This is a genomic window from Streptomyces sp. NPDC048462 (assembly GCF_043200175.1).
Classification (GTDB): Bacteria; Actinomycetota; Actinomycetes; order Streptomycetales; family Streptomycetaceae; genus Streptomyces.
This window is the reverse complement of sequence record NZ_JBICXG010000014.1, coordinates 145,513-171,903: the sequence shown is the minus strand read 5'-3', so window position 1 is coordinate 171,903 and position 26,391 is coordinate 145,513. Positions and strand designations below refer to the sequence as shown.

At 73.4% G+C, this 26,391-nt stretch carries 26 protein-coding genes; 10 read left to right on the top strand and 16 right to left on the bottom strand.

Going from position 1 to position 26,391, the window contains the following annotated elements:
• Positions 1 to 105 precede the first annotated feature (105 nt).
• Positions 106 to 777: a DUF4232 domain-containing protein gene (locus ACGFU6_RS23715; protein ID WP_393613609.1), complete on the top strand. Its 672-nt coding sequence runs from the start codon at positions 106 to 108 to the stop codon at positions 775 to 777.
• 98 nt (positions 778 to 875) lie between these two features.
• Positions 876 to 2,399 carry a CehA/McbA family metallohydrolase gene (locus ACGFU6_RS23710; RefSeq protein WP_393613607.1) on the top strand — a complete coding sequence of 508 codons (1,524 nt, stop codon included), beginning with the start codon at positions 876 to 878 and terminating at the stop codon, positions 2,397 to 2,399.
• 19 nt (positions 2,400 to 2,418) lie between these two features.
• On the opposite strand, the gene ACGFU6_RS23705 is transcribed toward ACGFU6_RS23710, so the two are convergent.
• Positions 2,419 to 3,750: a DUF4157 domain-containing protein gene (locus ACGFU6_RS23705; protein ID WP_393613605.1), complete on the bottom strand. Its 1,332-nt coding sequence runs from the start codon at positions 3,748 to 3,750 to the stop codon at positions 2,419 to 2,421.
• Positions 3,751 to 3,873: 123 nt separating this feature from the next.
• Positions 3,874 to 5,283: an MFS transporter gene (locus ACGFU6_RS23700; protein WP_393613604.1), complete on the bottom strand. Its 1,410-nt coding sequence runs from the start codon at positions 5,281 to 5,283 to the stop codon at positions 3,874 to 3,876.
• A gap of 199 nt (positions 5,284 to 5,482) precedes the next feature.
• Here ACGFU6_RS23700 and ACGFU6_RS23695 point away from each other — a divergent pair, with 199 nt between their 5' ends.
• The 3 genes from ACGFU6_RS23695 (at position 5,483) to ACGFU6_RS23685 (ending at position 6,961) form a co-directional block, all read left to right on the top strand.
• Entirely contained in the window at positions 5,483 to 5,968 is a 486-nt protein-coding gene (locus ACGFU6_RS23695) for a DUF3995 domain-containing protein (protein WP_393613602.1), read from the top strand.
• Positions 5,969 to 6,029: 61 nt separating this feature from the next.
• Positions 6,030 to 6,470: an RNA polymerase sigma factor gene (locus ACGFU6_RS23690; RefSeq protein WP_393613666.1), complete on the top strand. Its 441-nt coding sequence runs from the start codon at positions 6,030 to 6,032 to the stop codon at positions 6,468 to 6,470.
• Positions 6,467 to 6,961 carry a hypothetical protein gene (locus ACGFU6_RS23685; RefSeq protein WP_393613600.1) on the top strand — a complete coding sequence of 165 codons (495 nt, stop codon included), beginning with the start codon at positions 6,467 to 6,469 and terminating at the stop codon, positions 6,959 to 6,961. The genes ACGFU6_RS23690 and ACGFU6_RS23685 overlap by 4 nt, the downstream gene beginning before the upstream one ends.
• A 39-nt stretch (positions 6,962 to 7,000) precedes the next feature.
• Here ACGFU6_RS23685 and ACGFU6_RS23680 read toward each other — a convergent pair whose 3' ends face one another.
• From ACGFU6_RS23680 to ACGFU6_RS23645, 8 genes are all read right to left on the bottom strand, one after another.
• The gene (locus tag ACGFU6_RS23680; RefSeq protein WP_393613599.1) at positions 7,001 to 8,464 is read right to left on the bottom strand and encodes an aldehyde dehydrogenase family protein; all 1,464 of its coding nucleotides are present in this window, start codon (positions 8,462 to 8,464) and stop codon (positions 7,001 to 7,003) included.
• Positions 8,461 to 10,200 carry an amidohydrolase family protein gene (locus ACGFU6_RS23675; protein WP_393613597.1) on the bottom strand — a complete coding sequence of 580 codons (1,740 nt, stop codon included), beginning with the start codon at positions 10,198 to 10,200 and terminating at the stop codon, positions 8,461 to 8,463. The genes ACGFU6_RS23680 and ACGFU6_RS23675 overlap by 4 nt, the downstream gene beginning before the upstream one ends.
• Before the next feature lie 240 nt (positions 10,201 to 10,440).
• Positions 10,441 to 11,562 (bottom strand): LLM class flavin-dependent oxidoreductase, encoded by a 1,122-nt coding sequence (locus ACGFU6_RS23670; RefSeq protein ID WP_393613596.1) that lies wholly within the window; start codon positions 11,560 to 11,562, stop codon positions 10,441 to 10,443.
• Between the two features lie 120 nt (positions 11,563 to 11,682).
• Positions 11,683 to 12,468: an SDR family NAD(P)-dependent oxidoreductase gene (locus ACGFU6_RS23665; protein ID WP_393613594.1), complete on the bottom strand. Its 786-nt coding sequence runs from the start codon at positions 12,466 to 12,468 to the stop codon at positions 11,683 to 11,685.
• Between the two features lie 10 nt (positions 12,469 to 12,478).
• Positions 12,479 to 13,423: an LLM class F420-dependent oxidoreductase gene (locus ACGFU6_RS23660; RefSeq protein ID WP_393613592.1), complete on the bottom strand. Its 945-nt coding sequence runs from the start codon at positions 13,421 to 13,423 to the stop codon at positions 12,479 to 12,481.
• A gap of 267 nt (positions 13,424 to 13,690) precedes the next feature.
• A complete protein-coding gene (locus ACGFU6_RS23655) occupies positions 13,691 to 14,695 on the bottom strand; it encodes a hypothetical protein (protein ID WP_393613591.1) in 1,005 nt (334 codons plus the stop codon).
• 192 nt (positions 14,696 to 14,887) lie between these two features.
• Positions 14,888 to 16,810 (bottom strand): AMP-dependent synthetase/ligase, encoded by a 1,923-nt coding sequence (locus ACGFU6_RS23650; RefSeq protein ID WP_393613664.1) that lies wholly within the window; start codon positions 16,808 to 16,810, stop codon positions 14,888 to 14,890.
• Between the two features lie 59 nt (positions 16,811 to 16,869).
• On the bottom strand, positions 16,870 to 18,147 hold the full coding sequence (locus ACGFU6_RS23645) for an acetyl-CoA C-acetyltransferase (RefSeq protein ID WP_393613590.1): 1,278 nt from the start codon (positions 18,145 to 18,147) through the stop codon (positions 16,870 to 16,872).
• Between the two features lie 76 nt (positions 18,148 to 18,223).
• Here ACGFU6_RS23645 and ACGFU6_RS23640 point away from each other — a divergent pair, with 76 nt between their 5' ends.
• Complete coding sequence (locus ACGFU6_RS23640; protein ID WP_393613588.1) at positions 18,224 to 19,543, top strand: 3-oxoacyl-ACP reductase; 1,320 nt, start codon at positions 18,224 to 18,226, stop codon at positions 19,541 to 19,543.
• A 4-nt stretch (positions 19,544 to 19,547) separates the two neighbouring features.
• On the top strand, positions 19,548 to 20,366 hold the full coding sequence (locus ACGFU6_RS23635) for a MaoC family dehydratase (protein ID WP_393613586.1): 819 nt from the start codon (positions 19,548 to 19,550) through the stop codon (positions 20,364 to 20,366).
• 29 nt (positions 20,367 to 20,395) lie between these two features.
• On the opposite strand, the gene ACGFU6_RS23630 is transcribed toward ACGFU6_RS23635, so the two are convergent.
• The 4 genes from ACGFU6_RS23630 to ACGFU6_RS23615 all read right to left on the bottom strand — a co-directional run bounded on the left by ACGFU6_RS23630 (position 20,396) and on the right by ACGFU6_RS23615 (position 22,749).
• Complete coding sequence (locus ACGFU6_RS23630; protein ID WP_393613584.1) at positions 20,396 to 20,980, bottom strand: hypothetical protein; 585 nt, start codon at positions 20,978 to 20,980, stop codon at positions 20,396 to 20,398.
• A complete protein-coding gene (locus tag ACGFU6_RS23625) occupies positions 20,977 to 21,975 on the bottom strand; it encodes a DUF6286 domain-containing protein (protein WP_393613583.1) in 999 nt (332 codons plus the stop codon). The genes ACGFU6_RS23630 and ACGFU6_RS23625 overlap by 4 nt, the downstream gene beginning before the upstream one ends.
• Positions 21,972 to 22,157 (bottom strand): hypothetical protein, encoded by a 186-nt coding sequence (locus tag ACGFU6_RS23620; protein WP_393613581.1) that lies wholly within the window; start codon positions 22,155 to 22,157, stop codon positions 21,972 to 21,974. The genes ACGFU6_RS23625 and ACGFU6_RS23620 overlap by 4 nt, the downstream gene beginning before the upstream one ends.
• Before the next feature lie 91 nt (positions 22,158 to 22,248).
• Positions 22,249 to 22,749 carry an Asp23/Gls24 family envelope stress response protein gene (locus ACGFU6_RS23615; RefSeq protein ID WP_393613580.1) on the bottom strand — a complete coding sequence of 167 codons (501 nt, stop codon included), beginning with the start codon at positions 22,747 to 22,749 and terminating at the stop codon, positions 22,249 to 22,251.
• Between the two features lie 256 nt (positions 22,750 to 23,005).
• Between ACGFU6_RS23615 and ACGFU6_RS23610 the strand changes: the two genes are divergently transcribed.
• Genes ACGFU6_RS23610 through ACGFU6_RS23600 form a run of 3 tightly spaced genes read left to right on the top strand, consistent with a single transcriptional unit; the run spans position 23,006 to position 24,578 of the window.
• Complete coding sequence (locus tag ACGFU6_RS23610) at positions 23,006 to 23,596, top strand: RNA polymerase sigma factor (protein WP_393613578.1); 591 nt, start codon at positions 23,006 to 23,008, stop codon at positions 23,594 to 23,596.
• Positions 23,593 to 24,225 carry an Asp23/Gls24 family envelope stress response protein gene (locus ACGFU6_RS23605; protein WP_393613576.1) on the top strand — a complete coding sequence of 211 codons (633 nt, stop codon included), beginning with the start codon at positions 23,593 to 23,595 and terminating at the stop codon, positions 24,223 to 24,225. The genes ACGFU6_RS23610 and ACGFU6_RS23605 overlap by 4 nt, the downstream gene beginning before the upstream one ends.
• Entirely contained in the window at positions 24,222 to 24,578 is a 357-nt protein-coding gene (locus tag ACGFU6_RS23600; protein WP_393613575.1) for a hypothetical protein, read from the top strand. Before ACGFU6_RS23605 ends, ACGFU6_RS23600 begins: the two co-directional genes overlap by 4 nt.
• Before the next feature lie 26 nt (positions 24,579 to 24,604).
• Here ACGFU6_RS23600 and galE read toward each other — a convergent pair whose 3' ends face one another.
• Together galE and ACGFU6_RS23590 are read right to left on the bottom strand one after the other, a co-directional pair.
• Positions 24,605 to 25,597, bottom strand: coding sequence for a UDP-glucose 4-epimerase GalE (galE, locus tag ACGFU6_RS23595; RefSeq protein WP_393613573.1), 993 nt, complete (start codon positions 25,595 to 25,597; stop codon positions 24,605 to 24,607).
• 45 nt (positions 25,598 to 25,642) lie between these two features.
• Positions 25,643 to 26,305 carry a TetR/AcrR family transcriptional regulator gene (locus ACGFU6_RS23590; protein ID WP_393613572.1) on the bottom strand — a complete coding sequence of 221 codons (663 nt, stop codon included), beginning with the start codon at positions 26,303 to 26,305 and terminating at the stop codon, positions 25,643 to 25,645.
• Positions 26,306 to 26,391 lie beyond the last annotated feature (86 nt).

Here is a 26,391-nt window from a genome sequence, read left to right as displayed (position 1 = left end):
ATGGGCCTGTGACAGAACGCGAACGTCGCTGAAGACCGCCTGTAACCCGGTGCGGGATACAAATATTTCTGACCACATGCACCACACCCGTTCTGGGGGAACACCGTGAAGCACAACCGCATCGCAGCCATCGCCGCCATCGGAGTCGCCGCCACCCTCTCGCTCACCGCCTGCAACGGTGACGACACCGGAGCGGCCTCTTCCTCCCAGGGCTCCTCGTCCTCCGCGTCCTCCTCGTCCTCCGGCGGTGACTCTAAGCAGGACGGCGGCTCGGACGGCGGCTCGGAGACCGGCAGCGCGCAGTCGGGGTCCGGCGACAGCACCGGGGCCCCGGACGACGCCGCGAACGGCGCGAGGGAGACCGGCAGCAAGGTCACGTTCTGCAAGACGGAGGACCTGGCCATCGACGCCATGGACACCGCGCCCGACGCGCAGACCGGCAACATCGACATCACCATGATCAACCGGGGTTCGGCCACCTGCTCGGCAACGGGCTTCGCCGGCGTCGACATCAAGGACACCGACAACACCTCGAACCCCATCGAGCGGGGCCACGCCCAGCCGCGCATCACCACCCTGAAGCCCGGCGACGCCGCCGTCTTCAACCTCTCCTACACCATCGACAGCAGTGGCAACAGCCTCTCGCACCCGACCAACATCCTGGTGACGCCGCCGAACGAGACCCACACCCTGAGCCTGAAGTGGCCCGAGGGCGCGGCGGACATCAAGGGCGCCTACACCGACGTGCAGGTCTACCCCACGCACACGGCCAAGTAGGAACGAACTACCCGCGTTCACACGGCATTCACCGCTCTCCAGCACGATGCACCGGTACGCAGACCTCGTCTCGTCCACCACATCCCGGGGAGCGCCCGATGCCCGAACCGACTGCCGCACCGACTCCCGCACACCGCCCGATCGCCAGGCGTGGCCTTCTCGTCGGAACCGCCGCCACCGCCCTAACGTTGGGGGCCGTGAGCTTCGCCGCCGCCGACGAGGGCGGTAACCGGTCCAGCACCGTGCGCGGCGTCCTGCCGCCCGGGTCCCCCGACTACGTGTACCTGCCGGTCGAGGTCCCGCGCGGGGTCGCCGAGATCGCCGTCTCCTACACGTACGAGAAGCCGCCCGTCCCGGCCGGGACGCAGGGCAACGCCCTGGACATCGGGATCTTCGACGAGCGCGGTACGGAGCCGGGCGGGCCGGGGTTCCGGGGGTGGTCCGGCGGGGCGCGCGGCAGCTTCTTCATCCGGGGCGACGAGGCGACGCCCGGCTACCTCGCGGGGCCGGTGCGGGCCGGGACCTGGCACATCGCCCTCGGTCCGTACACCGTCGCCCCGCAGGGTCTGCCGTACGAGGTGACGGTCACCCTGCGCCCCGGGCCCACCGCGCCCACCCCGCGTCCCGGATATCCGCCGCAGCGCGCGAAGGGGCGCGGGCGCGCCTGGTACCGCGGGGACTGCCACCTGCACTCCGTGCACTCGGACGGCGGGCGGACCCCGGCCGAGATCGCCGCCGGGGCCCGCGCCGCCGGGCTCGACTTCATCAACAGCAGCGAGCACAACACCAACTCCGCGCACGGTGCGTGGGGCGGGCTGTGGGGTGAGGACCTGCTCGTCCTGACGGGCGAGGAGATCACCACCCGCAACGGGCACGTGCTCGCGCTCGCCACCGATCCGGGCACGTTCGTCGACTGGCGCTACCGGGCCCGGGACAACCGCTTCGGGCACTACGCGAAGGCCGTGCGCCGGGCCGGCGGGCTGGTGGTGCCCGCGCATCCGCACGCCACCTGCATCGGCTGCCACTGGAAGTTCGGCCTCGGTGAGGCCGACGCGGTGGAGGTGTGGAACGGGGCGTACACCCCGGAGGACGAGATCGCGCTGGCCGAATGGGACAACTCGCTCGTCGCGGCGTCCCGTTCGTCGAAGCGGTGGGTTCCGGCGATGGGCAACAGCGACGCGCACCGGGAGCCGGACCGGATCGGGCTCCCGCAGACCGTCGTCCTGGCCGACGACCTGTCGCGCGAGGCGATCGTGGCGGGCATCAGGGCCGGGCACTCCTACATCGCCGAGTCCTCGGCCGTCAGCCTCTCCTTCGGCGTCTCGGACGGGCGCGGGCGCCACGCCGGAATCGGTGAGCGGCTGCGGGCCACGGGGGACGCCACCCCGGTCACCGTACGGCTGGAGGTCGGCGGGGCCCCGGGCTGCACGGCGCACTTCGTCACCGACCAGGGGACCCTCTTCACCTCGACGCTCCCGAAGTCCGGTACGGGGGCGGTGGAGTGGCGTACGACGCCCGCCAACGCCGCCTACGTGCGGGCCGAGGTCCGGCATCCGGTGACGGTGGCCGGGCTGCCCGGAGCCTTGGCGGCGCTCACCAATCCGGTGTTCCTGGAGAGCTGAGGCCCGGCCGTCCCCCGGGTCAGGTCGTGCTCTCCTGCACCTTGGACCACGCCGCCTTCGGGGTGTACACAGTGTTCCTCGGCTTGGCAGCCGCCGCTGGCGTCCGCAGGTCCGAGCTGTCCCAGGTGGACTGGGCGGTGTACCGGACCGGCCCGGCCGCCGGGGTCAGGCCGAGGGCGGTCAGGTCCGACTGCGGATCGGTGGTGCGGCTGTACAGGCCGCCCGCCGATACCGCCCCGCCGCGCTGGAACCCCATGGCCGCCGGAGCCTGGTTCGTGGCGAAGAAGTGCGCCTCGCCGCCGATCGTGAAGGCTCCCCGGGTGGTGTTGTGGATCTGTCCCGCGTTCTGGATCAGCGAGGTCATGCCGAAGGTGTCGTCACCCCCGTCGCTGATCGTGCCGTCCGCGTTGACCACCCACAGCTCCCAGTACTGGAGCTCGCTCCCGTTGGCCGTCCCGCCGACGGCCGACACATAGGCGTCAAGCCCGGGGCCGTCGATCGGGGCCCAGCCCTGGCCGGTGTGCCGCTCCACGGCGAAGCGCCTGGTCACCTGCTGGATGATCACCCCTTGCTGCGGGTTGGCGAGCTGCCATTCCCGTACCCGGGAGAAGTTGCCGCAGACCCCTTCCTCGTTGTAGGCGCCCAGGACCGGGGCGCCGAGCACCGGTGCGGCCCCTCCGGCGGCCGGGGCCCGCTGCACGGCGTGGTCATGTACCGCCGTCGCCTTGCTGCGCTGCAGCCCGGCCTCGGCGGCGTCGTGCGCGTGCGGTGCGGCCATGACGCGGTGCGCGTTGGCCTCGGCCGCGCGCTCGAAGCGGTCGGAGGGGTCCGAGACCTTCAGCCCGGTGCCGTCGTCCGTCCCCGCCACCGGGCCCTGACGCTGCTGGACCACATGGGTCAGTTCGTGGGCCAGGGTGTGTTCGTCGGTCGTCGCGCCGCCCAGGACGATGTGGCTGCCGGACGTGTACGCGCGGGCGCCGATCTCGGCGGCGGAGCGCTGGGCGGTGGCGTCCGTGTGCAGCCGGACATCGGAGAAGTCCGTGCCGAACCTGGCCTCCATGTCCTCGCGCACCGGCTGTTCGAGCGGGCGGCCCGCCGCGCCCAGCACCTCGCGCACCGCCGAGCGCTGCACCGGCTGCTCCCGGTCCCGGCCCTGCGCCTGCTCCCGGTCCTGCTCCCGGTCCGCGAGCATGCGCGCGACGGCCGCGTTGCCCACGGTCCGCTGGAGCACTGCCAGTTCGGCGGGGGCGCCCGGCGCTGCGTCCCGGCCCGGCGGGCGGTCCGACTCGCGGTCCTGTGCGCGTGGACGCTGGGCGCGGGTGGTACGGCGTTCCTGCTCGTGCGCGGGCATGGGGCCTCCAGCCATCGGTCCCTGCCATTGATACCGCGTCGCGCCCGCCCCGCCAATGGACGCCCGGGTCGGTCCCGGGGCACCGCCGCTGCACTCGCCGGACACCGCCCGCCCGGCCGCCCGTTACTCCGGTCCGACCGGTGCGGCGGCCCGCGCGCGGTCCGGGACGGGGTGCGCGAGGGCGCGGAACCGCTGTGCGCAGGAACGCCGTTGCGCGACCGCGAGGCCCGCGATCACCGTGCCCAGCACCAGCCACCCCGCCGGACCGGCAGCCATCACCACACCGGTCAGCAGCGGGGGCCCGGCGGACTTCTGGATGGACTGCGACATGCCCGCCACCCCGAGGTAGGAGGCCCTCGCTTCCGGGGGCGCGAGCAGGACGGCCAGCTCCCAGGAGCTCACCGACCGCATCAGCTCCGCCAGGGTGACCAGCACCGCCGCGCCGAGCAGGACCGCCGCGGCCGTCCAGGTCCCGCAGCGGGTGGCGCCGGCCAGCAGCGCGCAGCACACGAACATCAGGGCGCCGTACAGCAGCAGCGCGCGGACCGTCCGGCGCGGGCCCTCGGCCCTTTTGGAGAAGGTCAGTTGCAGCACGACGACCAGTACGGTGTTGATGACCAGGAAGGCCGGTACGAGCGCGTGCGGCGCGGAGGTGCGGTTGACCAGCCACAGCGGCAGGCCGACACCGAGTACGGAGTCGTCGAGGTTCATCGGTATGTCGAGCAGGACGAACCGGAGGTAGCCGCGGTCCCGCCAGGGGCTCTTCGGCCGCCCGGAGGTGCGCCCGGCGGCAGGCTCCGACGCCGCCCCGGGCCCCGCCGTCGACCGGGCCACCTCGACCGTCGCCTCCCGCAGCTCCCCCGTGCGCCACACCAGCACCGCCGCCACGACGAAGGAGAGCGCGTCGCCGAGGATCAGCGCGCGGTAGGCGTCCGTGGTGCCCACGGCCAGGCCGATGGCCGCGATCCCGGCGCCGACCCCGTAGCCCGCGTTGGCCGCACTGCGGGACAACGCCTGGTACGCGGTGCGCCGTTCGCCCGCCGCGCGGGTGGCGAACAGCATCTCCAGCGTCTTGGCCGCCCTGTCCCCCAGGTAGGTCGCGGCGACGACCGGCAGCAGCGCCTCGAAGCCCGTGCACAGCAGCACCAGGGTCAGGGTCACCAGCCGCAACAGATGACAGCCGATCAGCAGCAGGCGCAGCGGGAAGCGGCCGGCCAGCCGTCCGGCCAGGGGCGAACCGGCGATGCCCGCCACTCCGGCCGCTCCCAGCAGCACCCCGATCTGCTGGGCGCTCAGATGCGTGACGAAGGTGAGGTACAGGACCGAGGACGCGGCCCACAGGCCCGATCCGGTACGGTCGACCGACAGGGCGAGCAGCATGATCCGGGCGTTCCGGCCGCCGGGCGGGTTGCGCAGCTGCGCCAGCAGCCCGGCCCCGCTCGCCGTCGGCGTCCGCTCGCCGTCGCCCGGGCCTTCACCCTCGCCCCGGCGCTCATCACTGTCCCTGCCCTTGCCGTTCATGGCGCCTCGCACCGCCCCACCCCCGAGTCCCTCGACGCCCGCGTAGTCCGGGGGAAGCCTGCCGCGAGATATTCTCGATGTCAAGATACTTGATGGCGAGATACTTTTCCCGGGTCCTGTCCCGGGTCCGTGGGAACGAATCGCCCGCCCGGCTCCTCTGTGGGGTGACGCCAACCCGTCAGCCCCGTCCACAGCCCTCCGGAGGAGCCCCGTGACACCCGACCGCCTGCTGCCCGGCCGCCGCACCACCGCCCTTGTCGTCGCCGGGGTGCTCACCGCCGACGCGCTGCTGCACGTCTTCTGGTCCACCGGCCGCACCTGGCCCGCCGGGGACTCCACCGCCCTCTCGTACGCGGTGCTCGGCATCGACGCCCCGTTCACGCCGCCCGTCGTACTGCCCCTGGCCGCCGTCCTGTTCGGCGGGGCGGCGCTCGTCACCGCCCGCGCCCGGCTCGGCCGCGCGCACCGCCTCGGACGGCTGCTCCAGGCCGGGACGCTCGCCGTCGCCGGCGGTACGGCGCTGCGCGGGCTGGCCGGGATCGGCTGGGCGGCCGGGCTGCGCACCGGGCTGGACCCCGGCGCAGGACACACCTTCCATCTGCTCAACTGGACGCTGTACACGCCCCTTTGCCTGGTGCTCGCGGCAGCCGCGCTCCGGGTCGCGGCCAGGGAGGAAGCGCCGATCCGTGCCCGATGACCAGCTCCGCGAACACGCGGTGGCCCTCGTGGTGGCCGCCCAGCGCGGCGACACGATCGCCATGAACGAGCTGCTGGACGTCCTCGCCCCGTACGCGGGCCGCATCTGCACCCCGATCGCGCTCGCCGACGGGCCCGACGCCGTCCAGGAGACCCTGGTCGCCGTCTTCCGGGGGCTGCGCTCGCTCAAGGAGCCGGCCGCGCTGTACGGCTGGGTGCGGTCCATCGCCTGCCGGGAGGCGGTCAGGGTCGCCCGCCGCACCGCCAGGTCCGTGCCCGCCGACCTCGCCGCGCTTCCCCAGCGCGGCGATCCGCAGCTCGCCGCCGATATCGGTGACGTGCTGGCCCGGCTCTCCCCCGAGCACCGGGCCGTGCTCGTGCTGCGCGATGTCGAAGGGCTCGACGAACAGTCCGCCGCCGCCCTGCTCGGTCTGCGGGTGGGCACCGTCAAGTCCCGTCTGTCCCGGGCCAGGGACTCCTTCCGGAAGGCATGGACGTCATGACCGACACCCCGCTCCCCCAGTGGCCGGCCGCCGCCCCGCTGGACCCGGTCCGCCGGCTGCACGCCCTCGCGGCCGGGGTGCGCGGCGCCCGGGTCAGCACCCGCGAGATCCCCGCCCCCTGCACCGCCGTCGAACCTCTCATCGCCGACATCGGCGGCGAACTCGGCTTCCTCGTACCGGACATGAGGCGGCTGCGGCTCACCCGGACCGAGGGCGACCGGGTCGAGGCGGTCGCCCGCAGCAGGTTCGGGATGCACGCCCGCTTCCACGGGGTGCGGCGGCCCGGCTGGCTCTGGCTGCAGAGCCGCTTCGTCCTGATCGGCATCGCCGCCACCCCGTCCGCGACCGACCCCGGCCGCACCCTGGTCGCCTTCACCGGCGGGGTACGCGTCCCGGGCCGGGCGGCCCTGGTCCCGGTCGGCGTGGGGCGGGCCGGCCGCCGGGTGCTGGCACGGCTGGACGCCCGCCTCACCCCGGAGCCCGAGGGGTGAGGCGGGCGGTCGCGGGCCCGGCCGGGAGGGCCTGTCGCCTCAGCCCGGCCAGACGATCGCCTGGAGTTCGCTGTACGCGTGCAGGGCGTACGAGCCGACGTCCCGGCCCACCCCGCTGCGCTTGAACCCGCCGAACGGGGCCTCCATGTTCCGGCCGATGGTGTTCACGCCGACCCCGCCGGCCCGCAGCCTGCGGGCGACCCGGAAGGCGCGGGCCACATCGCCGGACCAGACATAGTCGATCAGCCCGTAGTCGCTGTCGTTGGCCAGCGCGATGCCCTCCTCCTCGTCGTCGAAGGGCACCACCACCACGACCGGGCCGAAGATCTCCTCCCGCACCACCCGCATGCCGGGGTTGCAGTCGGCCAGCAGCGTCGGCGCGACGTAGAAGCCCCGGCCGGTGGGAGCGGGGCGTTCGCCGCCCGTGACGATCCGGGCCCCTTCCTTGCGGCCCAGTTCGACGTACGACTCGACGCGGTCGCGGTGGGCGGCGGAGATGACCGGGCCGACGACCGTGCCCTTCGCCGTCGGGTCCCCGACCGGCAGGTACCCGGCGTACGCCGTGAGCTTCTCGACCAGGGCGTCGTGCGCCGCCCGCTGGACCAGGACGCGGGTCGGAGCCGTACAGATCTGTCCGCTGTAGAACGAGAACGTGGTGCCGATGCCCGCCACCGCCGAATCGAGGTCGGCGTCGTCGAGCACCACCGCGGCGCCCTTCCCGCCCAGCTCCATCAGCTGCCGCTTCATGGAACGGCCGCAGACCTCCGCGATGCGCTGCCCGACCGAGGTGGAGCCGGTGAAGCTGACCATGTCCACATCGGGCGAGTCGACGGCCGCCTCGCCCACCTCCGCCCCCGAACCGCTGACGACGTTGACGACACCCGGCGGCACGCCCGCCTCCGCGAGGGCCTCGGCCATCCGGTAGACGGAGAGCGGGTCCTGCGGGGCCGGTTTCACCAGGACCGTGTTGCCCATCGCGAGCGCCGGGGCGATCTTGCCCGCCGGGTTGGCCCAGGGGTTGTTGTACGAGGTGATGCAGGTGACCACGCCCACCGGCTGGCGGACCGCGAGCGCCCCGAAGATCCCGGCCCGGCCCATCGGACCGGCCTCGTTGATCTGCGGCGGGACCGCCTCCTCGGCCGGTTCCAGGGCGCCCTTCGCGTACCGCCGGAAGCGGGCCGCGCCCACGGCGACCTGCATGCCGCGGGCCGTTCCGGTGGTGGCGCCGCTCTCCGCCTGGGCGAGTGCGGCGTTGGCGGCGAAGTCGCGCTGCATCAGGTCGGCGGCGCGGTCGAGGATCGCGGCGCGCTCCTCGGGGCGGGTCAGCGACCAGCTCGCGAAGGCCTCGCGGGCCGAGGCCGCCGCCTCGTACACCTGCGCGCTGCTCGCCTCGGGGGCGAGGCCGACGACGTCCTCGGTGGCCGGGTTGATCACCTCGTAGTGGCCGTTCGCAGGCTCGGTCCACTCGCCGCCGATGAAGAGGCGCTGGGGAGTCGTGGTCACTGGGTGCTCACCGTCCGGGTGTCGCGTCCGGAGCGCAGCACCGTGCCGGGGACCGCGCCGGTCACCTTGTCGTCGCGGAGTGTCTCCACACCGTTGACCCGGACCGACACGATGCCGAGCGCCTTGGAGTCGAGCCGGGGGCTGTCGCCCGGCAGGTCGTGGACGAGGGTGGCCGGGCCCGCGTCGATGCGTTCGGGGTCGAAGAGTACGAGGTCGGCGTGGTAGCCCTCCGCGATCCTGCCCCTCTCGCGCAGGCCGAAGAGGCGCGCGGGGTCGTCGGTGAGCATCTTCACGGCCGCTTCGAGCGGCATGAGCCTGCGGCCGCGCAGGCAGTCGCCGATGAACCGGGTGGTGTACGGGGCTCCGCACATCCGGTCCAGGTGGGCGCCCGCGTCGGAGCCGCCGAGCATCACGTCCTCGTGCTCCCAGGTCCGCTGCCGCAGCGCCCACGAGTCGGGGTCGTTGTCGGTGGGCATCGGCCACAGGACCGTGCGCAGTTCGTCGGCCGCGCAGATCTCGACGAGACACTCGAAGGGGTCCTGGCCGCGCTCGGCGGCGATGTCGTTGACCACGCGCCCGCCGAGACCTTCGTTCGCCGCGCTGTAGGTGTCGCCGATGACGTACCGGCCGAAGTTCGCGAGGCGGCGGAAGACGCCGGCCTCCTTGCTGTTGGCGCGGCGCAGCATCTCGGTACGGGTGCCGGCGTCCCGCAGCCGCTCGATGCGCTCGGGGACGGGCAGGGACAGGATGTCGCCCCAGCCGGGGATCAGGTTGAGCGCGCAGAACGTGCCGAGCGACATGTTCATCGGCGTCAGGATCGGCATCGTGAGCGCGACGATCCGGCCGCCCGCGCGGCGGGCGCGTTCGCTGGGGATCAGCTGGCGCGGCACGCGTTCGGGCACGGCGGCGTCGATGGTCAGGACGTTCCAGTTGAGCGGGCGCCCGGCGGCCGCCGTCATGTCGACGAACAGGTCGATCTCGTCGTCGGAGAACTGGTCGAGGCAGCCCGCGACGATCGCCTCGATCTGGGTGCCCTCGTGCTCGCCGACGGCCTGGGACAGCGCGAGGAGTTCCTCGGGCAGCGCGTGCCGGGAGGCGACGGGCTGCCCGTCGCCGTCGGCGTGGGTGGAGGACTGGGTGGTGGACAGGCCCCAGGCCCCGGCGTCCATCGCGTCGTGGAACAGGGCCAGCATGGCGTCCATCTGGGCGGGCGTCGGCTGTCCGCCGACCGCGTCGGCGCCCATGACGTGGCGGCGCAGCGCGCAGTGCCCGACCATGAAACCGGCGTTGACGGCGATCCGCCCGTCGAGCGCGTCGAGGTACTCGCGGAAGCTGGACCAGGTCCAGTCCACGCCCTCCTCCAGGGCCTTGAGCGCCATGCCCTCGACCCGCGACATCATCCGCCGGGTGTAGTCGGCGTCCTCGGGCCGGTCCGGGTGGAGCGGGGCGAGGGTGAATCCGCAGTTGCCCCCGGCGACGGTGGTCACGCCGTGGTTCATCGACGGGGTGGCGTACGGGTCCCAGAACAGCTGGGCGTCGTAGTGGGTGTGCGGGTCGACGAAACCGGGCGCCAGGACGAGGCCGGTGGCGTCCTCGGTGGTCGCGGCGGGCCCGGGCGCCGTGCCGGGTTCCGCGACGACGGCGATCCGGCCGTCGCGGATGCCGATGTCCGCCAGGTAGGAGGGTCCGCCGGTGCCGTCCACGACGGTCGCTCCGCGGATGAGGTGGTCGAGCATGACGGGGTCCCTTTCTCCGTGATGGTGCGGGGAGTTCACGTGGTGCTGATGCTGATGGTGGTGCGCCGGGGTGCGTACGGCCGCGGTACGCACCCCGGCTCGCGGAGCGGCGGTCCGGGAAGACGCCGCTCGTCTCTCAGCCCCACCGGGCCAAACCAAGCCCCGCCGGGCAAAAATCGAGCCCCCCGGCGATTGAGGAGCGGGGGTACGGGGGCAGCACCCCCGTAGACGCCCCGCGACTCACGCCGCGTCGCGGAACCGTGTCGTCCGGTGCACCGGATCCGTGTCGATCTTCGGGATCACGTGCTCACCGATCAGCTTGATCGAGTTCAGCGTGTCCTCGGGGCTGATCCCGATCGGCAGCCCGAAGCTCAGCTGGTCCGCGCCCGCCCGCTCCCAGCGCCGGCACTGTGCCAGCACCTCGTCCGGGTCGCCGCAGATCATCAGCTCCTCGGCGATGAGGAGTTCGATGATCTCCTCGGAGTACTCGGGCAGCAGCTCGGGCCACTGCGGGATGCCCTCGGGACGCGGGAAGGTGTCGTGGTAGCGGAACAGCAGCGACTGGAGGTAGTTCAGCCCGCCGCCCACCGCGATCTCGACGGCCTTGGCGTGGGTCTCGGCGCAGATCGCCGTCGAGGTGACCATCACGTTGTCGTTGACGAAGTCACCGATCGGCTCGGCGTCCTTGACGGCCGTCTTGTAGGAGTCGACGACCCACTCCATGTCGGAGACCTTCTGCACGCTGAAGCCCAGCACCCCGAGCCCCTTGCTGCCCGCCATGGCGTACGAGGACGGCGAGCCGGCCGCGTACCACATCGCCGGGTGCGACTTCCCGTACGGCTTGGGCAGGATCTTGCGCGGCGGCAGCGACCAGCTCTTGCCCTGGAAACCGACGTACTCGTCCTGGAGCCACATCTTCGGGAACTCCGAGATGGTCTCCTCCCAGAGGTCCTTGGTGTGGTTCATGTCGGTGATGCCCGGCATGAACCCGAGGATCTCGTGGCTGCCCGCCCCGCGCCCGGAGCCGAACTCGAAGCGCCCCTCCGACAGGTGGTCCATCATGGCGACCTTCTCGGCCACCTTCACCGGGTGGTTCACCGGGGCCAGCGGGTTGAAGATGCCGGACCCGAGGTGAATGCGGTCCGTGGCGTGGGCGAGATAGCCGAGGTACACGTCATTGGCCGAGATGTGCGAGTACTCCTCCAGGAAGTGGTGCTCGGAGGCCCAGGCGTACTTGAAGCCGGACTTGTCCGCCTGGATGACGTACTCGGTCTCCTCGATCAGCGCCTTGTGCTCTGCCCCGGGATCCACCCTGGACCGCGCGGCTGGCACGTACCCCTGCACAAAGAGCCCGAATTCCAAGGGAGTTCACCGTCCTCAATCATTTCTGACGATCCGTCAGATCCTGGTGCGTCCGACTGTTCCACCGACACCCCGGCCCGTCAATACCTGACACTCCGTCAGGCAGGCTGCGCGGCACGGTCAGAAGAGGCTGACCCCGGCCAGCCACCCGCCGTCGATGACGAACGGCTGCCCGGTGATGTACGAGGAGTCGTCCGAGGTCAGGAACAGGGCGAGCGCCGCGACCTCCTCGGGCCTGCCGATCCGCCCGAGCGGGACGAGCTTGCGGTAGAGCCCGTCCACGGCCTCCTTCGACGCCGCGTGGTCGGCGTCCGGGTCCAGCGCCGCCGGATTGGACATAGCGGTGTCCACCGCCCCGGGGCAGACGGCGTTGACCCTGACCCCCTTCGCCGCCAGCTCCACCGCGGCCACCTTGGTCAGGCCGAGGACGGCGTGCTTGGTCGCCGCGTACGCGCCGACGAACGCCATGCCGGTGAGCCCGGTGTACGAGGAGGTGTTGACGATCGTCCCGCCGCCCGCCGCCACGATCTCCGGCGCCACGGTCCGTATCCCCAGGAAGGCCCCCACCTGGTTGACCTGCACCACCTGCTGGAACTCCTCCAGCGGCGTGGTCACCAGCTCGTTGAACCGCAGGATCCCCGCGTTGTTGACCAGCCCGTCGATCCGCCCGAAGGCGGCCTTCGCCGCGGCGACCGCCGCCTGCCAGTCCGCCTCCCGGCTCACGTCCAGGTGGACGAAGAGCGCGGACTCCTCCCCCAGCTCCTTCGCGAGTGCCGCGCCCTGCTCGTCGAGCACATCGGCGATCACCACCCGGGCACCCTCGGCGACGAAGAGCCGCGCCTCCTGCTCGCCCTGCCCGCGTGCCGCACCGCTGATCAGCACGGTCCGCCCGTCCAGCTTCCCCATGACCTGACTCCTACCTGTCGAGGTGAGGTGCGACATCGGCGGCGAACGCCGCCATCTGATCGGTCAGTTCGGCCCGGCTGCGGCTGCGGAACCGCACCTGGATCTGGTGCACGCCCATCGCCGCGTACTCCCGCAGCGACTCGGCGAGGGCCTCCGGCTTCCCGCTGAGGGTGCGCCGCCCCACGGACCAGTCCGGCTCGCCCACGTACAGCGGCTCGGTGATGGCCCCGACGACGACCGGCTCGGCGACCCCGGCCGCGTCGCGCAGCTCGTGCAGCCGGGCGATCTGCTGCGGCAGCTTCTCCCGCGGATCGCCCTGCGGCAGCCAGCCGTCGCCGCGCACGGCGGCCCTGCGCACCGCGGCGGGCGAGGAGCCGCCCACCCAGACCGGCACCCGCTCCTGGGCGGGCCTGGGCAGCTGGCCGAGCCCGCTGAAGGAGAACCGCTCCCCCGCGAACTCCGGGTACTCCTCGGGCCCGAGCGCGGCCTTCAGCGCGTCGATGGTCTCGTCGAGCACAGCGCCGCGCGCGTCGAAGTCCGCCCCGAGCGCCTCGAACTCCTCGCGCACGTGCCCGGCCCCGACCCCGAGGACCAGCCGGCCGCCGCTGAGGTGGTCGAGGGTCGCGTACTGCTTGGCGGTGGCCAGCGGGTGCCGAAGCCCGACGACGGCGACATGGCTCATCAGCAGCACGCGCTCGGTGACCCCGGCGAGGAACCCGAGCGTGGCCACCGGGTCGTACCAGACGGTGCTCATGCCGTCCGCGAGCCGGCGCGGAATGGCGACGTGGTCGCAGCTCGCGATGTACGCGAACCCCGTACGGTCGGCGGTGCGGGCGATCTCGGCGAGGTCGGCCGGGGTGGCCCCGGCCTCCCACGGCTCTGCGTAGATGACGCTCTGCGACTGGATCGGGAGCTGCATCCCGTACGACAGCGGCCCGGCGGGCGTGATCGGCACCGTCCGGCCTCCTTCCCCTGGACCAGATCTGACGCATCGTCATATGACGGCACGCGGGGCCATCGTCGTACCTGATGCTGCATCAGACAAGGGGAAGGGCGGGCTCGGTCGAGGTAGGTGAAGGGGGTGCCGGCCGTGTTCTCGCTGTCCACGTCGGTCACGCTCCAGACCCGGAAGCGGGGCTTGTCGTAGCCGTCCCCCCTGTCCACGGGCACCTTCACCTCGCGACGAAACCCCCGTCGGGACCCGGCAGCGGGCGCTTCGGGCTCAGTGCGGCGCCCGCGCCGGACGCACCGCCGACACCGCCGCAGCCAGCAGCACCAGGGCGCCCGTCGCGAACACCGCGTTGCCGATCAGGCCGGTGGCGCGGGACACCTCCAGGTACCGCGCCTGCTCGAACCCCACCCAGGCGTAGGTGAGCAGCGCGCCCCCGGCGAGCCCGAGCCGGTGCGCCCCGGTCCACCGCTCGCCGCGCGCCCAGCGGACGCAGGGCACCAGCACCGCCGCCACGAGCAGCGCCCAGCCGAGGACGGGCACCGCCGCGGGCACCCCGTCCGGCAGGTACTCCCGGCCCCAGTACGCGCTGGTGGCGGCGAACGAGAGCGCACCGACCACCCAGGGGGCGGGCGGCGGCCGGCCGGTCGTGTGCCGCGCCTGCGGCGGGCGGCAGAGGAAGGCCGCGGTGATCAGTACGGCGATCAGTACGCCCGCCGCGGTGAACTGCGCCGGCGTGGCCACGAAGTCCTCGGACTGCACCTGGGCCAGGGCGAGGAAGCCCGAGCCCGCGGTGAACACGAGGGCGGTCGCCGAAAGGCCGGGGAGCCCGAGCCAGGGGCGGGTGCGGTCGCCGTCCCGGGCGAAGGCCTCGACGAGCGCGATGGGCACGCAGACGCTCCACACGGTGTGCAGCGTCAGCACGTCCTGGAGCAGCTGGACCCCGGTGTCCAGCAGGGGTACCCGCATCCCGGCGTACGCGGCCCCCAGGTCGAAGCCGCCGTAGTGCGGGTTCCACAGCATCTGGTCGACCGGGCCCTCCTCGATCAGTGCGTAGGCCGCGCCGAGCAGGATCATGGTGGGCCAGCCGCGCCCGGCGCGCCGGGTCGCCTCCCGGACCAGCAGCGCGCCGCCCCCGTACAGGGGCGCGAGCAGGAACACCGAGGGGAGCGCCGTGATCGGCTGGTTGCCCAGCAGGAACTCCCCGATCAGCGGGGCCAGCAGGAAGAGGGCGATCGCCGACCGGAGGCGGTGGTGACGTGCGCGTTCGGTGGCCATGCCTCCGAAGCTAGACGGGGCGCCCCGGGGCGGGCATCGGCCGATGGGCCAGGCCGGGGGGACGAAAGTAGCCGGCCGGGTGCCGAAGGTCGCCCCCCAAGGCGCCCCTGGTTCGCATCGCCCCCCTGGCCCGGGGGCGGTCCACCGGGCCCGCCCCCGGGCCGGATCACGGACGGGGGCGGGCACGGTGGCTCACTTGCGGTACAGCTCCTCGATCTCCGCCGAGAAGTCCCGCGCGATCGCGTCCCGCTTCACTTTCAGCGAGGGCGTGAGATGGCCGCCCTCCTCGGTGAAGTCGACCGGCAGCACGGTGAACTTCCGGATCGACTCGGCGCGGGACACGAGCCGGTTGGCCTCGTCGACCGCGCGTTGCAGCGCGGTGTGCAGTTCCTCGTCGTGGATCAGCTCGCGCACCGGGACGCCCTCCTTCTTCTTCATCCGGCGCCAGTGCGACAGCCCGTCCGGCTCCAGGGTGATCAGGGCGGTGATGAACGAGCGGTTGTCGCCGACCACCATGCACTGGCTGACCAGCGGATGGGCGCGCAGCCAGTCCTCCAGCGGGGCCGGGGTGACGTTCTTGCCGCCCGAGGTGATGATGATGTCCTTCTTGCGACCGGTGATCGTGAGGTAGCCGTCCTCGTCGAGCGCGCCCAGGTCCCCGGTGGCGAACCAGCCGCCGTCCAGCGCGGGCACCGCCTCGCCGCGTTCGGCGTCCCAGTAGCCCTGGAACACCTGGCCGCCGCTGAGCAGCACCTCACCGTCGCCCGCGATGCGGACGGCGGTGCCCGGCATCGGCCAGCCGACCGTGCCCAGGCGCGGCCTGAGGGGCGGGGTGACGGTGGCGGCCGCGGTGGTCTCCGTCAGGCCGTACCCCTCGAAGATCTCGATGCCGGCGCCCGCGTAGAAGGCGGCGAGCCGGCTGCCCAGCGGGGAGCCGCCGCAGATCGCGTACCGGACCTGGCCGCCGAGCGCGGCCCGGATGCGGCGGTAGACCAGCGGGTCGTAGAGCGCGCGGGCCGCCCGCAGGCCGAGCCCGGGGCCGGGGCCCGTGCCGTGTTCGGCGGCCTCGACGGCCTGGCCGTAGCGCTGGGCGATCCGGGCGGCCCGGTCGAAGGACGAGGCGCGGCCCATCTTCTCGGCGGTGGCCCGGCCGGTGTTGTACACCTTCTCCAGCACGTACGGGATGGCCAGCAGGAACGACGGTCTGAAGCCCGCGAGGTCCGCGAGCAGGTCCTCGGTCCTGATGGACGGCGCGTGGCCGAGACGGACCCTCGCGCGCAGACAGCCGATCGCGACCATCCGGCCGAAGACATGCGACAGGGGCAGGAACAGCAGGGTGGACGCGGGGTACTTGCTGACCGACTTGAAGACCGGGTGCAGCAGTTCGATGGCGTTGTCGACCTCGGCGAAGAAGTTGCCGTGGGTCAGCACGCAGCCCTTGGGACGGCCGGTGGTGCCCGAGGTGTAGATGAGGGTGGCGGGGGTCTGGGGTTCCAGCGTGGCGCGGCGGGCCGCGACGGCGTCGTCGGGGATGTTCCGGCCGGCCGACTTCAGCCGCCCCAGTACGCCCGTGTCGAACTGCCAGAGGTGGGTGAGGCCGCCGAGCTGCTTGCGTTCCTGGCTGATGACGCGGCCCTGTTCGGCCGTCTCGACCGCGCAGGCGACGGCGCCGGAGTCCTGGAGTATCCAGCGGGCCTGGAAGGCGGACGAGGTCGGGTAGATGGGGACGGTGACCAGTCCGGCGGCCCACGACGCGAAGTCCAGCAGCGTCCACTCGTACGTCGTGCGGGCCATGATCGCGATGCGGTCGCCGCCCCGCAGCCCTTCGGCGATCAGGCCCTTGGCTACGGCGAGCACCTCGCCCGCGAACTCCGCCGCCGTCACGTCCAGCCAGCTGCCGTCCGGCTGCTTGCGGCTGAGGACGGCGTCGGCCGGGGCCTCGCGGGCGTTGTCGAAGGGGATCTCGGCGAGTGAGCCGCGACGGACGGGCGGGGCGAACGCCGGTACGGAGACCTGCTGGACGCTTCCGTCGGCGGCCCTGACCTTGGTCGGCTCGACCAGGACGGGCGCGTTGGTGGTGGCGGGTGGCGTGGACACGTGCGGCTCCTCGGGCATCGGGGTCGGGGTCAAGCCACGTGCGGTCCGGCCGGTTCATGGTCCGGCCGGGTCACTGATCAGGCGCGTTCGAGGATCGCGGTGACGCCCTGGCCGCCGGCCGCGCAGATCGAGATCAGCCCCCTGCCAGGGGCGCCGCGTTCCGCGAGGAGCTTGGCGAGGGTGGCGACGATCCTCGCGCCCGTCGCGGCGAACGGGTGTCCCGTGGCGAGCGAGGAGCCCGCCACGTTGAGCTTCGCCCGGTCGACGGGGGCCAGGCCCGCCTTCTCCCAGGCGGCCAGCGTGGCGAGCACCTGGGAGGCGAAGGCCTCGTGGACCTCGAAGAGGTCGAAGTCCCCGACCGTAAGACCGGCCCGCTCCAGCAGTCTCGGTACGGCGTGGGCGGGCGCCATCAGCAGACCGTCCTCGCCGCCCACGTAGTCGACCGCGGCGCTCTCGTACAGCGAGAGGTAGGCCAGCGGTTCGTGCCCGTGCCGCTCGGCCCACTCCTCGCTCGCCAGCAGCACGGTCGCGGCGCCGTCCGTCAGCGGGGTGGAGTTGCCCGCGGTCATCGTCGCGTCCGGGTGGTCCGCGCCGAACACCGGCTTCAGGGTGGCGAGTTTCTCCACCGTGGAGCCGGGGCGCAGGTTCTGGTCCCGGTCCAGGCCGAGGTACGGGACGACGAGGTCGTCCAGGAACCCGCGCTCGTACGCGGCCGCGAGGCGCTGGTGGCTGGTGGCGGCGAGCAGGTCCTGGTCCGCGCGGGCGATGTCCCACCGCCGGGCGGTGAGCGCCGCGTGGTCGCCCATCGAAAGACCGGTGCGGGGTTCGGCGTTGCGCGGGATGTCCGGGACGAGGTGGCGGGGGCGCACCCCCGCCAGGGCCTTCGCCCGGCCGCCCGCCGACTTCGCGCGCCGGGCGGACAGCAGCAGCCGGCGCAGTTCGTCGTTGACGCCGAGGGGCGCGTCGCTCGTGGTGTCCGCGCCGCCCGCGACCGCGGAGTCGACCGCGCCGAGCATGATCTTGTTGGCGGCGGCGATGACGGCCTGGAGGCCGGTGCCGCAGGCCTGCTGGACGTCGTACGCGGGCGTGCGCGGGTCCAGCCGTGAGCCGAGCACGGTCTCCCGGGCCAGGTTGAAGTCCCGGCTGTGCTTGAGGACCGCGCCGGCGGCGAACTCCCCGACCCGCTGCCCCTGGAGCCCGAACCGCTCGACCAGACCGTCCAGCGCGGCGGTGAGCATCTGCTGGTTGGAGGCCTGCGCGTACGGCCCGTCCGAGCGGGCGAAGGGGATACGGCTGCCACCGATGACCGCGACCCTGCGGGGCTGCGGGAGTGCGAGGGGGATCAACTCGACCAACTCATCTCGACCAACTCCTGACTCTTGAGTAACCTTACTCTGGAGTAAATCTAAGACCGAGCAGGGAGTCTGGACAATGGCCGACCGCTATCTGTACTTCTCCGGCACAGCGACCGGCCGGTTCCTGACCCGGCGGACCGGGCTGCCGCAGCCCGCGCCCCTGCGCCGCTGGACGCTGGAGACCCCGTCGCTGACCGGCCCCGTCCTCCACCTCACCGCCGGGGACTCCACCGTGGCCGAGGAACTCGGCGCGGTCCTCACCACGACCGGCCTCCAGGTGCGGGCGAGCGCCGAACGGCCCGCCGCGATCGTCCTGGACGCCACGGCCGTCGACACCGCCGCCGGGCTCGGGGACGTGCACGCCGCGCTGCACCCCGTCGTGCGCTCCCTCGCACCGGGCGGCCGCGTCGTCGTCGTCGGAGTGCGCCCGTCCCCGGACGACCACCACCAGGCCGCCGCCCAGCAGGCCCTGGAAGGCTTCGTGCGCTCACTGGGCAAGGAGATCGGCAGGGGCTCGACCGCGCAGCTCGTACGCGTCGCACCCGGCGCGGTCGCCGGTGCCGAGTCCACCCTGCGCTTCCTGCTGTCGCCCCGGTCCGCCTACGTCAGCGGCCAGGTCATCGAGGTGACCTCGGCCGCCCCCGACCCCGTCAGCGACTGGGCCGCCCCGCTCGCCGGACGCATCGCGCTGGTCACCGGCGCGGCGCGCGGCATCGGCGCCTCGGTCGCATCGGTGCTCGCCCGGGACGGCGCCCACGTCATCTGCCTGGACGTCCCGCAGGCCCGGGAGGACCTGGTGCGCACCGCCGACCGGCTCGGCGCGAGCGCCCTGCCGCTGGACATCACCGCGCCCGACGCGGCGGCCCGGATCACCGCCGCCGTCCCGGACGGCCTCGACATCCTCGTCCACAACGCCGGCATCACCCGCGACCGGCGGCTCGCGAACATGGCCGCCGACCGCTGGGCCCCGGTCATCGACGTCAACCTCGACAGCGTCCTGCGCACCACGGACGCGCTGCTGAAGACCGGCACCGTCAACCGGGGCGGCCGGATCATCGCCACCGCCTCCATCGCGGGCATCGCCGGCAACAACGGCCAGACCAACTACGCGGCGAGCAAGGCCGGCATCATCGGCCTGGTCCGCTCGCTCGGCCCGCGCGCCGCCGCCGACCACGGCGTCACGGTCAACGCGGTGGCCCCCGGGTTCATCGAGACGAAGATGACCGCCGCCGTCCCACTGTTCATCCGCGAGGCGGGCCGCCGGATGAACTCCCTCTCGCAGGGCGGGCTTCCGGTCGACGTGGCCGAGACGACCGCCTGGTTCGCCCAGCCCGCCTCCAGCGCCGTCAACGGGCAGGTCGTCCGGGTCTGCGGCCAGAGCCTGCTGGGGGCGTGAACCGGTGCCGAGCCTGATCCTCCTCCTGGCGCGCGGAGCCGCCACGTCCCCGTTCAAACGGCCGGGCCGGCCGGACGCCGTACTGCCCGCCGACCGCGCGAGCAGCCCGGCCGCGCCCCTCGCGGCCGGTCCGCTGGCCGCGTACCGCAGGATCTGCGGCTTCGCGGCCCCGGACGCCCTGCCGGTCACCTACCCGCACGTCCTGGCCTTCCCGCTCGCCATGCGGCTGATGACCAGGCGCCGCTTCCCGCTGCCGGTCACCGGACTCGTCCACACCTGGATCGAGATCACCGCACACCGGGAGCTGCACGCCTCGGACGCACTCGAACTGACGGTGTATGCCGACAGGTTGGCCCCGCACCGGCGCGGCACCGAGGTCACCGTGGTCACCGAGGCCCGGCTCGCGGGCGAGCTGGTGTGGGAGTCCCGCAGCGGCTACCTGTCCCGGCACGCGACGCGTACCGCCGCCGAACCGGTGCGCCCCGCACCGGAACCGGACCTCCCCGCCGTCGCGGAGTGGCGGCTGCCCGCCGACCTCGGCCGGCGCTACGGCGCCGCGTCGGGCGACCGCAACCCCATCCACCTGTACCCGCTGACGGCACGGCTGTTCGGCTTCCCGCGCGCCATCGCGCACGGCATGTGGACCGTGGCCCGCTGCCTCGCGGAAGCTCCTCGGCCCGACCTGATCCACACGGTACGGGCGGACTTCAGGGCGCCGGTCCTGCTGCCCGGCACCGTCACCTACGCGTGCGAGGGCGCCGCCTTCCAGCTGCGCGGCGGCGAGCGCGTCCACCTCACCGGGACGGCCACGCAGCGGAGTTGACCGCAGGCGGCCGCCCCGGTCCGGCGCGTTCAGCGGACGTGGGACGTCCGCCGGGTCCGGCTCCTGATCCGGACGCTGCCGACGATCCGGTACGGCGCCGCCGACTCCTCCGCCTCGTCGCGCAGGGCGGCCAGCGGACCGAGCACGGCCGCCGGGGGCATGTCCGGATCGAGCCAGAGGTGCGTGCGGACGTGGAGCCCGGTCCGCCGGGCCGTGATGTCCACGCGGCAGCGGGAGACCCCGGCGAGGGAGGCCGTCCGCTGGGCCAGCGCTTCGGCCAGCGCGCCCGCACGCATCGCACCGCCTGCCGAGGGCAGGCCCAGCGACGTGCTGCCGCCGCCTCGGAAGCGGCTGGTGAACCGCCACAGGAGCAGCAGCGTCAGCCCCGCCGAACCGGCCACGGCGGCGGGCGTCCACCAGCCGCGCGTACGCAGCCCGGCCAGGCCCTCCCGGTCCAGCAGGACGCTGTCGGGGCGGGCCGTCGGCCACCAGCCGGGCAGCCGCGAGCCGAGCTCCGGCCAGGTACCGGCCAGCCAGACACCGCCCAGCAGGAGGGCGAGCCCGGCCACGGCCAGGACGGCCCGGTTCGCGGCGGGGCGCGGCCGGGCGCTCATGCGTCACCGCCCGGCCGCACGAGCCGCGCCGCCTCAGGGATGTCCGAACTCCCGGGCGTCCCGGCCGCGCGCGGCTTCGGGAGGTCCGGCTCGGGCGGGCGCCACGTCGGCTCGGGCCTGATCCGCACGCGGGGGCGCAACGGGCGCCGCAGCACGCAGTCGGCCAGCACCCGGCGGGTGGCGGCGGTGACCTCGTCCCGCACCGCGTCCACCGCGCCGAAGGCGAGCGCGACCCGGACCGTGACGCTCCGGCGCCGGACCCGTACCCGCACCGCGCCGACCCCGGCGACACCGCTCGCCGCACCGTGGAGCAGCGCGGCCAGCGCCGGGCGGTCGATGGCTGTGGCCGGGTACGTGTCCGGGGTCGCGAGGGTCAGCAGGCCGCGCCGTCCCGGCAGGGCGGCCAGGGCGAGCAGCCACAGCCCGGCGAGGGCCGCGGCGGCGCCGCCCAGGACCACGGGCAGGTCCCCCGGGCCGTGCCCCGACAGCCAGTCCACCGCGGCCGTGCGCCAGGCGGCGGGCGGCCGGCCGGTGTGTACCCGGACCACGTCGACGGCCAGGGCGCCGCAGCCGAGGGCGGCGGCCAGCAGGAGCCCGGCCACGGGCCCGCGCCGCGAGGCGCGGAGCCGGCCCGACGACCGCCGCGAGGGGCGCTGCGCGGGCTCGTCCACATCCGCGTTCACGGCCGGGAGCGGGGCGGCGCGGACCGTCAGGGTGTCCACCGTGACGGCGGCCCGGCGTACGTCGAGGCCCGCGAGGTACCGGGTGCGCTCGGTGACGTGCCCCTGCACCCGGCGCACGGTGTCGGCCAGCGGCGCCGGATAGGCCAGGCCGACGGTGAGCCGCACGTCCGCCCGGGGCCCGTGCACCGCCACCGAACCGCGTGCGGCCGGACCGGTGCGGCCGGGCGTGGCCTCCTCGGCGGCGCGCTCGACGATCCTGCGCACCGCCCGGTCCGAGACGGTCGTCGTGCCCAGTTGCCCCGGCGTCGTCATCGGCGGCTCCGCTCGAACAGCGCCCGCAGCTCGTCCGGCAGGCCCTCGCCGTCGAGCCGGCTGCCCACCAGCCAGCCGACCGCGCCGAGGGCGGCCACGAGCAGGAACGCCCCGAAGCCACCGAACCAGCCGGCGAACGCCAGTGCCATACCCGCGATCATTCCGACGGCCGCACTGCTCATCCTGCTTCACCCCTCACGCGATGGCCCGCTGATGTCCAACTCCCGCGATTCCCGGCTCCCGTACTGCCCGGCTGCCTCCGGGGCCGCGGGATCACTCCACCCGGGAGTCGGCCGGGACGCTCTCGCCGTCGTCGGGGAGGTGCACGTCGTTGACGGTGACGTTGACCTCGATGACCTCCAGGCCGGTGATCCGCTCCACGGCCGCGATGACGTTCTCCCGCACGTCACGGGCCACGTCGGTGATGGCCACCCCGTAGTCGACGACCAGGTCGACATCGATCGCGGTCTGCCGCTCGCCCACCTCGACCTTGACGCCGCGCCCGACGTTGGGGCGCCCGCCGGGCACCCGGTCGCGGACCGCGCCGAGCGTGCGTGACAGCCCGCCGCCCATGTCGAAGACCCCGGGGATCTCCCGCGCCGCCATGCCGGCGATCTTCACGACGACCACATCGGCGATGGAGGTGCGGCCGCGCGTCGCGGCCGGCTCGTCGGCACCGGTGGCGCCGCCCGAGAGCGCGGTCGTGCCCTGGGGGGCCTTCACCGCCTGGGGAACGGAGGCGTTCTTGGATACTGGTGCCGTCTGCGTGGTCATGAGGAGGTCCTCTCTGCAGGGTCTGTGAACTGCTCTCACACCGTTCGACCCCGGCGGGCGCGGTCCGTGACGCGGAATCCCGGATTTTCTTTCCGCCCGGTCCGCCCGGTCCGCCCGGTCCGCGCGGTCCGCGCGTCACAGAACCGCAGTTCACGTGTCCCACCCTCAGGGGCCCCGACCGGCCGCCCCACAGACCCACCGCCCGATACGCCACTGCCACCACCGCCCGACGACCGAACGACAAAGGAGCCGCCCTGTGCCGGGGGCCCGCAGACAGATCGCATCAGCGGCCGACGAGGACCGGGCCGACACCGATGACGGCCTGCTCGCCGTGCGCGCGGCGGAGGGCGACGAGGAGGCGTTCGCGACACTCGTGCGCCGGCACGCGCCGCCGCTGATCCGCCTGGCCACCCGGCTCCTGGGCAGCGTGCCCGAGGCGGAGGACGCGGTGCAGGACGCGCTGATCAGCGCTTGGCGCAAGCTGCCCGGCTTCCAGCACCAGTCGTCGTTCGGGACCTGGATGTACCGGATCGTCACCAACCGCTGCCTCAACGTCCTGCGCCGCCGCAGACCGCTCGCGCCGCTGGAGGCCGCGGGCGAGGTGGCGGCCCCCGACCACGCCGTGTCCCCGACCAGGCTCGCGGAGTCGCGGGCCGCCGCCGGGGACCTCCACGAGGCCCTGTCCTCACTCTCTCCCGAGCAGCGCACCTGCTGGGTGCTGAGAGAATTGGACGGCCAGTCCTACGAATTCATCGCGGACGCGGTCGGCATCAGCCAGGAGGCTGTCCGGGCCCGCGTCTTCCGCGCACGACGCTGTCTGACACAGGAACTGGGGGCCTGGCGATGACCACCCATACCGACCCGCCCCACCCCGAGGCCACCGATGACGCGGACGACGAGCGGCTGCCCTGCGGCCGCCTGCTCTCCCACGTCTGGGACCTCTGGGAACGGGGCACGGCCGATCCGCACCTGGACGGCTGCCCGCACTGCCGGCGCGCCGTGGACGAGCTGGCGGGCCTGGAGTCCGCGGTCCGCGGCCTGCGGGAGGAGACCGACACGACGCAGACGTACGACGCCACGCCGCTGACCCAGCGCGTGATGGACGTCGTACGGCTCGAACTGCGCCCGGGGCGCCCGCTCCCGCTGGGCGAACCCGACGAGGACCTGTGGATCATGGAGGCGGTGGCCGCGCGCACCGTCCGCACGGCCGCCGAGACGGTGACCGGCGTACGCGCCGGCTCCTGCTGGATCGTCCCCGGCGCCCCGCACCCCGCAGGCCCGGCCAGGATCGACGTACGCCTCGAACTCCACGTCCCGCTCACCCACGACCTGACGGAACTCGCCGACCGGGTACGGCGGCGGGTGCGCGAGGCGGTGGACGACGGACTGGGCCTCGACATCACGGAACTCGACATCCGCATCACCGATCTGCTCGACCCCGAAGAGGACACCCCCGAGGAAAGGGCCGCCCGATGACCCAGGACACCGAGCGGACCCGCCGGAGAACGCTCACCGAGGAGGTCGCCAGGGCCGTGGAGGGCGTGGAGGGCGTGGCGTTCCTGAAACCGGGTGTCGCCCAGCTCCTGCGCTCGGCCCTGCCGGCCACCGCCCGGACCGCGGCCGGCACCCGTCACGCCGGGGTGCGGATGAGCCGGGGCAGCGCCACCTCGCCCCCGAGGCTCGACATCCAGATCGTCGCCCGCCGCGACGCCCGCGCGGTGGAGGTCGCACGGGCCACCCGCAGAGCGGTCGACCACTGCCTGGCCACCCTGCTCCCGGGCAAGGAGGACGCGGTACGGGTGGTGGTGACCATCACGGGGCAGGCCTGAGCCCGGCCCCGATCCCCGGCCGCGGTTCAGCTCAGCCGGTCGTCACGGACCTCGGCCCAGCGCAGTGAGTCGCGGATCCCGTCGGCGACCGAATACCGAGGGCGCCAGTCGAGGAGGCGGGCGGCCCGGTCGCCGCCGGTACAGGCACCGGCGACGTCACCGGGCCGTGACTCGACGTCCCGCGTCTTGACCGGCTCGTCGACAACCTCGTTGAAGGCATCGACGAGCTCGCGGACCGTGGTCCCGGTCCCGGTGCCCAGGTTGATCGCCATGGACGTGGTTCCGTCGCCGAACAGCCCGTCGAAACGTTGCAGCGCGGCGACATGTGCGGCGGCGAGATCCCAGACGTGGACGTAGTCGCGGATGCCGGAACCGTCGCGGGTGTTCCAGTCGGTACCGGTGATGCTGAAGGGAACTCCGGCCTCGTGGGCGGAGATCAGCATGCCGAGGGCGTGGCTGGGGCGGCGCAGCTGCAGACCGGTACGGAGCATCGGATCAGCCCCGACGGGATTGAAGTAGCGCAGCGACAGCACCCGTACCGGCTCGGCAGCGGCGATGTCCGCGAACATCGACTCGCACACGGCCTTGGTACGGGCGTAGGGGCTCTGCGGGGCGTGCGGGGAGTCCTCGTCGACCGTGAAGTCGTCACCGGTCCGGTAGATCGAGGCGGAGGAGCTGAACAGCAGGCGGTGGCAGCCGTTGCGCAGCAGGTGCCCGACGAACTCCAGACTCGCGGTGACGTTGTTCCGGTAATAGCCGACGGGGTCCGCGACCGAGTCGGGGACGACGATCAGCGCCGCGCAGTGGACGACGGCCTCGATGTCCGGGTGCTCGGCGAAGACCCGGTCGACAAGCGGCCCGTCGGCGATGTCCCCCTCGTAGAAGGCCCGCCCTGCGGTGAATTCGCGACGGCCGGTGACGAGACTGTCGAGGATGACGGTCTCGATCCCGGCGTCGATGCACGCGGAGCCGACCGTACTGCCGATGTACCCGGCCCCGCCGGTGATGAGTACCTTCATGGGCCGAGCGTATCGGCGGGGGCGAGGGGGCTCCGCCCCCGCCGATCAGGCCGGACGCGCGCGCCCCGGGCCCTGCGGCTGCCAGGAGTGGCCGTTCATCAGGTTCTCCAGGCCGGCCCAGGAGAAGTTCATCAGGGTGGCCGCCGCCTCCTTCGCCGAGACGCCCGGGGTCTCGTTGGCCCAGCCGGCGAGCGACTCCGCGGCGCCCACCAGCGCCTGTGCGAGGCCTGCCACGTCACGGTCGGGGAGGGCCGGGTCGTGGTGGGCCTCGCGGGCCGCGGCACCGATCAGACCCGTGACGAACGCGACGATCTCGTCGCGCATCACGCTCACCTCGGTGGCGAAGGGCTCCCCGTGCGTACGCGCCTGGCGGTACAGCACCGCCCAGCCGTCCGGGTTCTGCGCGGTGTGGGTGAAGAACGCCTGCAGCCCGGACCAGAGTTGCCGGTCGGCGGGGAGTCCCGGTTCCGCGCCCGCCTGGACGGCGGCGAGCAGTTCCCGCGCCTCGCGGCGGATGCACGCGGTGAACAGTTCGTCCTTTGAATTCAGGTACAGGTACACCAGTGGCTTGGACACTCCGGCCAGCTCGGCGATCTCGTCCATGGAGGCGGCCCGGTAGCCGCGCCGCCCGAACGTCTGCACCGCGGCGTCCATCATCTGCTGCTCGCGCACGGCGCGCGGCATCCGCTTGCCCTTCACAGCACCCATGCCGGACTCCTCCCGCCCCCGATGCACTACTCCACGGTAAGAGTACGGCGCCCCGACGGGACGGGGGTGCGGCGTCCGCGCGGGCG

What these genes read in the sequence shown, in the direction of transcription:
- ACGFU6_RS23710 (WP_393613607.1), top strand. Translation starts at nt 876, where the DNA reads ATGCCCGAACCGACTGCCGCACCGACTCCCGCACACCGCCCGATCGCC.
- ACGFU6_RS23705 (WP_393613605.1), bottom strand. Translation starts at nt 3,750, where the DNA reads ATGCCCGCGCACGAGCAGGAACGCCGTACCACCCGCGCCCAGCGTCCA.
- ACGFU6_RS23690 (WP_393613666.1), top strand. Translation starts at nt 6,030, where the DNA reads ATGAACGAGCTGCTGGACGTCCTCGCCCCGTACGCGGGCCGCATCTGC.
- ACGFU6_RS23685 (WP_393613600.1), top strand. Translation starts at nt 6,467, where the DNA reads ATGACCGACACCCCGCTCCCCCAGTGGCCGGCCGCCGCCCCGCTGGAC.
- ACGFU6_RS23675 (WP_393613597.1), bottom strand. Translation starts at nt 10,200, where the DNA reads ATGCTCGACCACCTCATCCGCGGAGCGACCGTCGTGGACGGCACCGGC.
- ACGFU6_RS23665 (WP_393613594.1), bottom strand. Translation starts at nt 12,468, where the DNA reads ATGGGGAAGCTGGACGGGCGGACCGTGCTGATCAGCGGTGCGGCACGC.
- ACGFU6_RS23655 (WP_393613591.1), bottom strand. Translation starts at nt 14,695, where the DNA reads ATGGCCACCGAACGCGCACGTCACCACCGCCTCCGGTCGGCGATCGCC.
- ACGFU6_RS23650 (WP_393613664.1), bottom strand. Translation starts at nt 16,810, where the DNA reads ATGCCCGAGGAGCCGCACGTGTCCACGCCACCCGCCACCACCAACGCG.
- ACGFU6_RS23640 (WP_393613588.1), top strand. Translation starts at nt 18,224, where the DNA reads ATGGCCGACCGCTATCTGTACTTCTCCGGCACAGCGACCGGCCGGTTC.
- ACGFU6_RS23630 (WP_393613584.1), bottom strand. Translation starts at nt 20,980, where the DNA reads ATGAGCGCCCGGCCGCGCCCCGCCGCGAACCGGGCCGTCCTGGCCGTG.
- ACGFU6_RS23625 (WP_393613583.1), bottom strand. Translation starts at nt 21,975, where the DNA reads ATGACGACGCCGGGGCAACTGGGCACGACGACCGTCTCGGACCGGGCG.
- ACGFU6_RS23620 (WP_393613581.1), bottom strand. Translation starts at nt 22,157, where the DNA reads ATGAGCAGTGCGGCCGTCGGAATGATCGCGGGTATGGCACTGGCGTTC.
- ACGFU6_RS23615 (WP_393613580.1), bottom strand. Translation starts at nt 22,749, where the DNA reads ATGACCACGCAGACGGCACCAGTATCCAAGAACGCCTCCGTTCCCCAG.
- ACGFU6_RS23605 (WP_393613576.1), top strand. Translation starts at nt 23,593, where the DNA reads ATGACCACCCATACCGACCCGCCCCACCCCGAGGCCACCGATGACGCG.
- ACGFU6_RS23600 (WP_393613575.1), top strand. Translation starts at nt 24,222, where the DNA reads ATGACCCAGGACACCGAGCGGACCCGCCGGAGAACGCTCACCGAGGAG.
- galE (WP_393613573.1), bottom strand. Translation starts at nt 25,597, where the DNA reads ATGAAGGTACTCATCACCGGCGGGGCCGGGTACATCGGCAGTACGGTC.
- ACGFU6_RS23590 (WP_393613572.1), bottom strand. Translation starts at nt 26,305, where the DNA reads ATGGGTGCTGTGAAGGGCAAGCGGATGCCGCGCGCCGTGCGCGAGCAG.